This is a genomic window from Aquitalea sp. S1-19 (genome assembly GCF_024343515.1).
In genome coordinates this window covers 1-8,147 of record NZ_RJTZ01000128.1, presented here as the reverse complement: position 1 = coordinate 8,147, position 8,147 = coordinate 1, and the positions used below count along the sequence as shown (strand labels likewise).

9 protein-coding genes are annotated in these 8,147 nt (G+C 60.0%); 2 read left to right on the top strand and 7 right to left on the bottom strand.

Translation table 11 applies throughout. The features are described 5' to 3' along the window. A partial coding sequence (moaC, locus tag EGI20_RS15285; RefSeq protein WP_498632471.1) for a cyclic pyranopterin monophosphate synthase MoaC occupies positions 1–456 on the top strand: 456 nt, incomplete at its 5' end. 111 nt (positions 457–567) lie between these two features. On the opposite strand, the gene EGI20_RS15280 is transcribed toward moaC, so the two are convergent. Both EGI20_RS15280 and EGI20_RS15275 read right to left on the bottom strand, forming a co-directional pair. After that, positions 568–1,314, bottom strand: a complete 747-nt coding sequence (locus EGI20_RS15280) for a HesA/MoeB/ThiF family protein (RefSeq protein WP_498632470.1) — start codon at positions 1,312–1,314, stop codon at positions 568–570. A 93-nt stretch (positions 1,315–1,407) separates the two neighbouring features. Beyond that, entirely contained in the window at positions 1,408–3,387 is a 1,980-nt protein-coding gene (locus EGI20_RS15275) for a methyl-accepting chemotaxis protein (protein ID WP_498632469.1), read from the bottom strand. A gap of 119 nt (positions 3,388–3,506) precedes the next feature. Here EGI20_RS15275 and EGI20_RS15270 point away from each other — a divergent pair, with 119 nt between their 5' ends. Continuing rightward, entirely contained in the window at positions 3,507–4,583 is a 1,077-nt protein-coding gene (locus tag EGI20_RS15270; protein ID WP_498632468.1) for a tyrosine-type recombinase/integrase, read from the top strand. A gap of 15 nt (positions 4,584–4,598) precedes the next feature. Here the strand turns inward: EGI20_RS15270 and EGI20_RS15265 are convergent, their stop codons facing one another. The 5 genes from EGI20_RS15265 to nusB form a co-directional block, all read right to left on the bottom strand. Continuing rightward, positions 4,599–4,955 carry a hypothetical protein gene (locus EGI20_RS15265; protein ID WP_124736078.1) on the bottom strand — a complete coding sequence of 119 codons (357 nt, stop codon included), beginning with the start codon at positions 4,953–4,955 and terminating at the stop codon, positions 4,599–4,601. An 81-nt stretch (positions 4,956–5,036) separates the two neighbouring features. Further along, entirely contained in the window at positions 5,037–6,050 is a 1,014-nt protein-coding gene (locus tag EGI20_RS15260) for an FUSC family protein (RefSeq protein ID WP_498632467.1), read from the bottom strand. Between the two features lie 84 nt (positions 6,051–6,134). Next, positions 6,135–6,629: a phosphatidylglycerophosphatase A family protein gene (locus tag EGI20_RS15255; protein ID WP_498632465.1), complete on the bottom strand. Its 495-nt coding sequence runs from the start codon at positions 6,627–6,629 to the stop codon at positions 6,135–6,137. After that, positions 6,613–7,563, bottom strand: a complete 951-nt coding sequence (thiL, locus tag EGI20_RS15250) for a thiamine-phosphate kinase (protein ID WP_498632463.1) — start codon at positions 7,561–7,563, stop codon at positions 6,613–6,615. The genes EGI20_RS15255 and thiL overlap by 17 nt, the downstream gene beginning before the upstream one ends. 71 nt (positions 7,564–7,634) lie before the next feature. After that, a complete protein-coding gene (gene nusB / locus EGI20_RS15245) occupies positions 7,635–8,084 on the bottom strand; it encodes a transcription antitermination factor NusB (protein WP_160796359.1) in 450 nt (149 codons plus the stop codon). Positions 8,085–8,147: the final 63 nt, after the last annotated feature.

Below are 8,147 nucleotides of genomic sequence, written 5' to 3'. Positions count from 1 at the left end.
GCCGCCGGCCAAGCCCATATGGTCGATGTCGGCGCCAAGAACGAAACCCGTCGCGTAGCCGTTGCGACCGGCCATATCACCATGCTGGCAGACACTTTTGCCCAGTTGCTCTCCGGCAATAATAAAAAAGGCGACGTTATCGGCATCGCCCGCATCGCCGCCATTCAGGGCGCCAAACGCTGCGCCGACCTGATCCCGCTGTGCCACCCGATTGCCCTGACCCGCGTGGCAGTCGAATTCAGCCCAGAGGCCGAACTTAACCGCCTGCATATCCGGGTCACGGCCGAAACCGTCGGCCGCACCGGTGTGGAAATGGAAGCATTAAGCGCCGTCAATGCCGGCCTGCTGACGGTTTACGACATGCTCAAGGCCATAGACCGCGGCATGGAAATCGGCGGCGTCCGCCTGCTGGAAAAACAGGGCGGCAAGAGCGGGCACTGGCAAGCGGGTTTCTGATCCATAGTGCCGGCATTGTTTCTGCCGGGCACGGGCCTGACGCCGGGCCCGGCGCCTGTTTATGGCTCTGCTGATTATCGAAACCGGGCGCTACAGCGACTTGCCATGGCGCTAAACAGCGCCACACACGGCACAATCCGGGTCGCGGCTAAAGCGCATCTCGCGCCAGGCGGCATTTAGCGCGTCATAAGTAATCAGACGCCCGACCGGACTAACACCAATACCCATCAGCAGCTTCAATGCTTCCACCGCCTGCTGCGCACCAATCACTCCGACCAGTGGTGAAAAAACACCGAAAGTCGCACAAGCTCCGTCACTGGCGTCACTGCCGCCAAACAGGCAGTGATAGCACGGGCTATTCTCGACACGCGGATCGACTACCAGCAACTGGCCATCAAAGCGTACCGCGGCACCCGACACCAAGGGTGTACGGCTGACAACTGCTGCAGCATTCACCGCCTGACGCGTTGCATAATTGTCCGAACAATCCAGCACCACATCCACCTGTGCCATCCGGTGCGCCAGCGCCGCGCCATCCAGTCGCTGCGGCACGACCTCTACCGAAACCCCCGAGTTGATCCGGCGCACGGCATCGGCGGCCGCCTCAACCTTGAGTCGCCCCAGATCAGCCTCGCCGTATAAAACCTGGCGCTGCAAGTTGGACGTTTCAATTACATCATCGTCAGCCAGCAACAACTGGCCCACGCCCGAAGCCGCCAAAAACGGTATCGCAGCCGCCCCCAATCCGCCACAGCCCACGACCAGGACGCGAGACGCCATGAGTGCTTGCTGGCCGGCCATATCGACTTCTTTTAGCAGCAAATGCCGGCTGTAACGCAGCAGGGCCTGATCATCCATAGGGGGTGCTTTCATAAGCCAAATAAAAACGGCGTATTGTTTCACACCCGGGCGGGCATGAACAATACGCCGGATGGCGGGCAGCCTCTACGCTTAGCGCGCGACCTTGAAGCGATCCACCTGAGTTGCCAGCTCATCGGCGGCCTGGCTCAGGCGCGCCGCCAATTGTGCAGATTCGGCCACCTGGGTCAGGTTTTCTTCGGCCAGTTCGGCAATGCGGCTGATATTGACCGCCACATCGGTACTGGCACTGGACTGCTCGCGTATGGCCAGTGCAGTTTCCGCGCTCTTGTCGGCCGAGGCCGCCGCCTTTTCACGTATCCCGGCCAGGTCTTCCACGCTGACATCAATCAGCGTCAGCCCTTCGCACATGGTTTGCTGCGCCGATTTCAGCTGCAAGGAAGCCGCCTCGGTACCGCGACCGATCGCACTGACCAAGTCGGCAATATTAACGGTTTCAAGTCCGGTGCGCTCGGCCAGCTTTCTGACTTCGTCGGCCACTACGGCAAAACCCCGTCCGGCCTCACCGGCCCGTGCAGCCTCAATGGCCGCATTCAAGGCCAGCAAATTGGTCTGATCCGCAATATCGCGAATGGCCGTGATAATGCCGGTAATCTGTTGCGAGCGGGCAGACAATTCATCCACCATGCGCCCACCCTCTTCCAGCGAGCTGGCAGTGCCACGTATTGCCTGCGCCGTCTGTGCCATGCGATTGCGCCCGTCTTCGACACTGGCGGTCATTTCGCGTACAGCCTGCAAATTGAACTCGGTATTTTCGCTGACCGAGGTGATGCCGACCGACATTTGCTCAATCGCGGCGGCAATCTGTGCAGAAGACGCGCTTTGCAAATCGGCCGCATGCGCCGCACGCCCGGACACGTCCGACAAACCCTGCGCGGCATCCAGCAAGGTATGCGTATTCCCTTTGACGGTTTGCAAGGTCAGTGCAAAGGACGCCACCAGGCTATCGAACGCCTGTGCCATGCGCGCAATGCCATCACTGCCTTGCAGATTTGCCCGCTGGGACAGATCCAGATCACGGCTCATCAAGCTCATCAGCTGTTCCAGCCGCGTCAGCGGCTTATGGATGCTGCTATAAACGCGCCAGGCCAAAAGCAAGAGCAAGGCCGTCAGCACGATGCTGGCAACACCGTTGATCCACAGCATGCGCTGGGACTGGGCCAGCTGCCGCAAAATATGTGCGTCCAGACCCGACAGGATTTGATCCTGCTCTGCCTTTAGCAGGCCGATCTTGGCCGTTGCGGCCGCAAACCATACGCCAGGCTCGACGCCCAGAACTTCCCCGGGCGGCACCGCCAAAATACGCTGGCGCAATGCAGACACTTCACGACTTGGCGCCGAGTTCTCGATAGTTTCAAGGCGCGTACGTTGCGCCGGGTTTGCCAGCAGTTTGAGGCTATGAGCGTAGCTTTGCTGGCTCGCCCCCATGGCTACAACTTTAGCCTGTTCGGCCGGGGTCATACTTCCGCCAGAGAGCAAGCCATTCACATAACCGCGCTCGCGCCCGGCAGACTCTTTTTCGTTAAGCAAAGACAACAGAGCCATGCCGGAATGCACTAATTCGTTGTCACGACTACTCTCCACCACGCCTGACACCAGGGCGATCAATTGATCAATGTGCTGGCTATAGGCCGCAAAGACCTGCGGTGGCGCCACGCTGCGGGCATTGATGGCGACGCGCGCCTGTGCAATACCCTGCAAACTGGCGAGGAGGGGCGTTAACTGTGGAGTCAGGTCAGTATCATTTAATGCTCCGGCAGCCGCCACAAAACGGGTCAGTGCCTGATCGGATGCGACACGCGCCTCCAAAAGCTTAGCTGGCGGGGCACCGGCTCCGGACAAAAAGCCATTCGTCAGGCCGCGCTCGACCTGCAATGCATGCACTAGCTGGCTGGCCTCGCCCGAAATCACCGTCATTTCGTGCGCCACCTCATACTCTTGCAGCATCTGATAGCGACCGGCAAACAAATAGCCGGTCAAAGCCAGTGCAGCAAATACAGGCGGGAGCAATAGCAGTAACAACTTGTGCCGGATAGCCAGATGCTGGAGCATGATTAAACCGCTGCTTATTATGTGATAGAGATATTCTATATGGTAAATAGCTTCAATGCATCAGCCATATTGCCATGAACAGCGTAATTCATGCGATACGCAGGTATACTTTCGCCCCGATGCTAAGCCCCCTCGTCCACCCGCCCTCTCCCGCTTTATTAATTCGCGCCCAAAGCGACGAACATGCCGTACTCGCCTGGCTATCCGAACACGCTGACCGGCCGCATACGCTGTCAGGCTATCGCAAGGAATCGGAGCGTTTTTTGCTGTGGCTCGGCAAGCGCAAACAGAGTCTGGCCAGCCTTAAGCGTGAAGATGTTCAGGACTACCAGCGCTTTCTGGCACAACCGGGCAGCGACTGGGTCGGCCCCAGTCGCCCGCGCAGCCACCCTGAGTGGAAGCCTTTTGCCGGCCCGCTGTCGCCATCCAGCATCCGCCATGCACTGACCATACTGGCAGCACTGTATCGTTACCTGGGAGACGCAGGCTATCTGTCAGGCAACCCGTTCGCCCTGGTCAAGTCACGCCGCTCCAAACAAGACAGCTTGCCCTTTGAGCGCTTTCTTGATGCCGGCGCATGGCAGGCCGTGCATCAGGCACTGGCGCAACTACCCGAAACAACAGCCAAGGAGCGCGCCCATGCTGCGCGCACGCGCTGGCTGATCACCTTGCTTTACCTGACCGGCGCGCGGCGCAGCGAAGTGGCGGGTGCCGTAATGGGGGATATTCTTAGCCGCCGCAACCGCCATTGGTGGCGCATTCACGGCAAGGGTGGCGTACTGGCTGAGGTGCCGCTCAATAGCGAACTGATGGATGCGCTGACGCGTTACCGCTTAAGCCTTGGCTTGGGCGGGTCGATCCACCCGGCAGAAGCAACGCCGCTCATTTGCCGCTTGAGCACACTCAAGCCGCTGGGCGACAAGGCGATTTACCTGATATGCAAAGAAGTATTCCGACGCGCCGAGGCCTGCTGCCACGACGAAGAATCACGGCTGAGCCTGCGCAAAGCCAGTTGCCACTGGCTGCGTCACACCTCGGCCAGTCACCAGCTTGATGCCGGCGTAAGCCTGTTGATGGTCAGCCAGAATTTGCGTCACGCCAGCATCCAGACAACGAGGCGTTATCTGCATAGCGAGCATGATACGCGACATGAGGCCAGCAAGCTGCACGCTTTTAACAGCACCGCTGAGGAATAAGGCGGCGGCGGGCACTCAGGCCGTGGTTTTTTTCTTTTTGACCGGTGCTGGCGGTGCCAGGAAGGCAGGATCGAAATCGAACAGCATGCCGGTGCGGCCGGTTTGCGAAGCGCAGGCAATCTGCAAGGCGCGATTGATCGCCTCTTTCTTGCTCACACCCCACCATTCGATCATCTTTTCCAGCGACTTTTGCGCGTCGCGTGACAACTCGACCGTGACCGACTGCTCTTGCAGACGCTTGCGCCTGAGCTCGCGACTACGCCGCTTGCGCTCGGCAACCGTCATCGCTTTCGCACCCAGCGGTTTTCGGCCGGGTTTTTTCTGCACGCCACCAATGAGATCAAAGGTGTAGTGGTCGCAAGGGTCTTTCATGAATAACGGTGACAGGTCACAAGAGGGGCGCAAGGATACCACAAAGCCCGCAACTCGCCATGGCAACGTAAAACCTTAAACCTAATACCCCCTGCGTACAGGCCAAAAGCGGCGCAAGGCACGCATGCAAAACAAGGCCAGCGCCACCCAGGCACACCCTAACAAGGTATCGACAAAACGCCAGCCCAGTAAACCGGCATCCCCGCCCGACTCAAGCTTGACCACATCGATCACCAGCAACACCAGTGCCGTCACTACCAGACTGAAAGCCAGATAATTTCGCCTGAGCGCCATAGGGTAAGCCGCCGCCAGCAAGGCTATCAGCAAAACCAGCCCGAGCGGCGACCCCACCCAAGTCAGCAGCAACGCCGCCAGCACCACACCAAGCAAGGTGCCTGCCACACGCTGCCAGATCCGTCGCCACGCCTGTGCGTCATCCACATGCATCACAAACAACACAGTCAGGCCGACCCAGCCGGCCTCAACCACCCCCAGCTTCACCGCCGACAAGGTGGCCAGCAAGATGGTCAGCGGCAGGGTCAGGCCGTAAAGCGGGCCGTTGCTATCACCCGAAATAACAGCATTCATTTCATCCCATGGACTGCTACCCGGCTCGACACTGGCAACCAGCCACGCCTGCATCAGACTCAAAGCCAAGCCCAGCATGGCGCCGGCCACATAAGCCGCGCCAATGGGCACAGTCGCCGGGAAGCCCATCTCGGCCAGCACCAGCGCTGAAGCGGCGTATTTTCCCAGCAGGCTTAAATAAGCATGATCAGGCCGGGGCAGGCCCGCCAGCCAGCTGATGACAAACAGTCCGGCCAAAGCCAGCGGCCGGTTGCCGGCAATCACAAGGCCCAGCGCGGCCGCCGCAACCACTAGCAGCGTGCCCAGCATAATACTGGGAATACGCGTTGCCATACTGCGCCGCGGGTCCAGCGACAAGGCAAGCATCGCCCCCAGCGAAGCGAAAGCCCCCAATACCGGTTGTTCAAGCACAATACCGGCCCATACCGGCAAACCCATGCCCAGCATAAACAGCACGCCGCGCACGATATCGGCCCGGATCGGACGCAAGCTGGCAGGCAGTTTCATCAAACAAGATTCCCATAAAAGACTCTCATGTTGTAGCTGCTAAAACTGCCCCCTGCCCCTGCCTGGCTTACGCGAAGGCCCAAATTACAGCAAGAACTGCCATGCCAGCGCCTGTACTGCCATGGCAAACAAGGCGGCGATCAAATCATCGACCATCACACCGAAACCACCATGGATGCGCCGGTCAAACCAGCGTATCGGCCAGGGTTTGACAATATCGAACAGGCGAAACAGCACGAAGGCCAGCAACCAGCCAACTGGCGTCGCCGGGGCAAAAGCCAGCACCAGCAGCATGGCCACGATTTCGTCCCACACAATACCGCCATAGTCGCTCACACCCAAAGCACGCCCGGTCAGGCCGCAAATCGGGATGCCGACGAGGAACAGGGGCAGGCATAGCCAGGCGATCTGCATGCTACCCAGGCCCAACGCGAGCAGCAGCGCATATAACGGCAAGGCAACCAGCGACCCCCAGGTGCCCGGCGCCTTGGGGGCAAGACCGGATCCAAAGCCGAAAGCCAGAAAATGCGCCGGATGCGAGCAAACAAAAGCCCAGTCAGGTTTACGCAAAATGGTCATACCCCTTTTTGTCGAGCGGGCACGCGCGCCCGTCTTTGTCCAGCAAGCAAGCGCCGCTGCCTGCCTTGATGCGCCCGATACGGCTAAGCGCCACATCACACTGCGCGGCGATATCGGCCAGCGTCTCACGGGCACTAGCCGGCGCAGTAAAACACAGTTCGTAATCATCGCCACCGGCGGCAATCAGCGCCGCATGCTCGCCACGGCGCGCCGCAAGCCAGGGGTGGGTCGGCAGGGCTTCCAGTTCGATTTCGCCCCCCACCCCCGAGGCCGCAAGGATATGCTCCAGATCTCCCATCAAACCGTCGGATACATCCAGCGCCGCATGCGCGACCGTGCGTAGCGCCAGACCCAGCGCTACCCGCGGTTCGGGCCGCTCCAGGCGCTGCAGGCATTCGTTCAGGACATCCTGAGGTACATCTTTTACCCGCCCCAGTCGGCAGGCCAGTGCCAGCGCGGCCTCACCCAGCCGGCCACTCACCCAGATATCGTCACCCGGTTGCGCGCCCGAGCGGCGCAGTGCCATACCCTGTGGCGCCTCGCCCATGATAGTCACCGACAAAGTCAACGGGCCGCAGGTGGTGTCCCCACCGACCAGCTCAACACCGAAACGCGCCGCCAGATCAAAGAAGCCGCGGGCAAAGCCGGCCGCCCATGCCTCATCGACTTGCGGCAAGGCCAGCGCCAGCAATGCCCAGCGCGGCGCGGCGCCCATGGCCGCCATATCGGACAGATTCACCGCCAGCGCCTTGTGCCCCAGGCTTACCGGATCAACATCGGCAAAGAAGTGCCGCCCCTGCACCAGCATATCGACCGAGACATGCAAAGCACAACCGGGCGTCACCTGGATAATGGCGGCATCGTCGCCCACGCCCAGCACGGCCTGAGGTGTTGCGCGGGTAAAATGGCGGCGTATCAATTCGAATTCGTTCATATATCCCTCCTGCCACTAGCAGACGCAAAAACACCCGCCGCAGCGGGTGTCAGTCAGGCAGGCCTGATTGCTTAGTCGGCGCGGCGGCGCGACTTCTGGCTGGCGACCTCGTCGGCGCGCACTTCGGCGGCCAGATTGTCCAGTACACCATTGACAAACTTGTGACCATCGGTGCCACCAAAGGTCTTGGTGATTTCGATCGCTTCGTTAATGATCACAGGATAAGGCGTTTCCGGATGCTGGGTCAGCTCCAGCGCGGCCATCAGCAGCACAGAGCGCTCGACCGGGCTCACTTCTTCGGCACTGCGCTCGTGAAAGCGGTCGACCAGAATGCCCAGTTCCTTGGCATCTTTGACTACACCGTACAACAAGGTGCGGAACAGCGCTTCGTCAGCCTTGACGAAGTAATCATTCTCGCGCAAATGCTTTTCAATCAGGGAAGCCGGGCTTTCCTGATTCAGATGCCACTCGTAAATGCCCTGAACGGCAAATTCGCGGGCGCGGCGGCGGGCGGTTTTCATCGGTTATTCCTTGTAAAGAACGGGCGCGGCAGGTATTCAGCCGCGCAAGGCTTTTTGTAGATT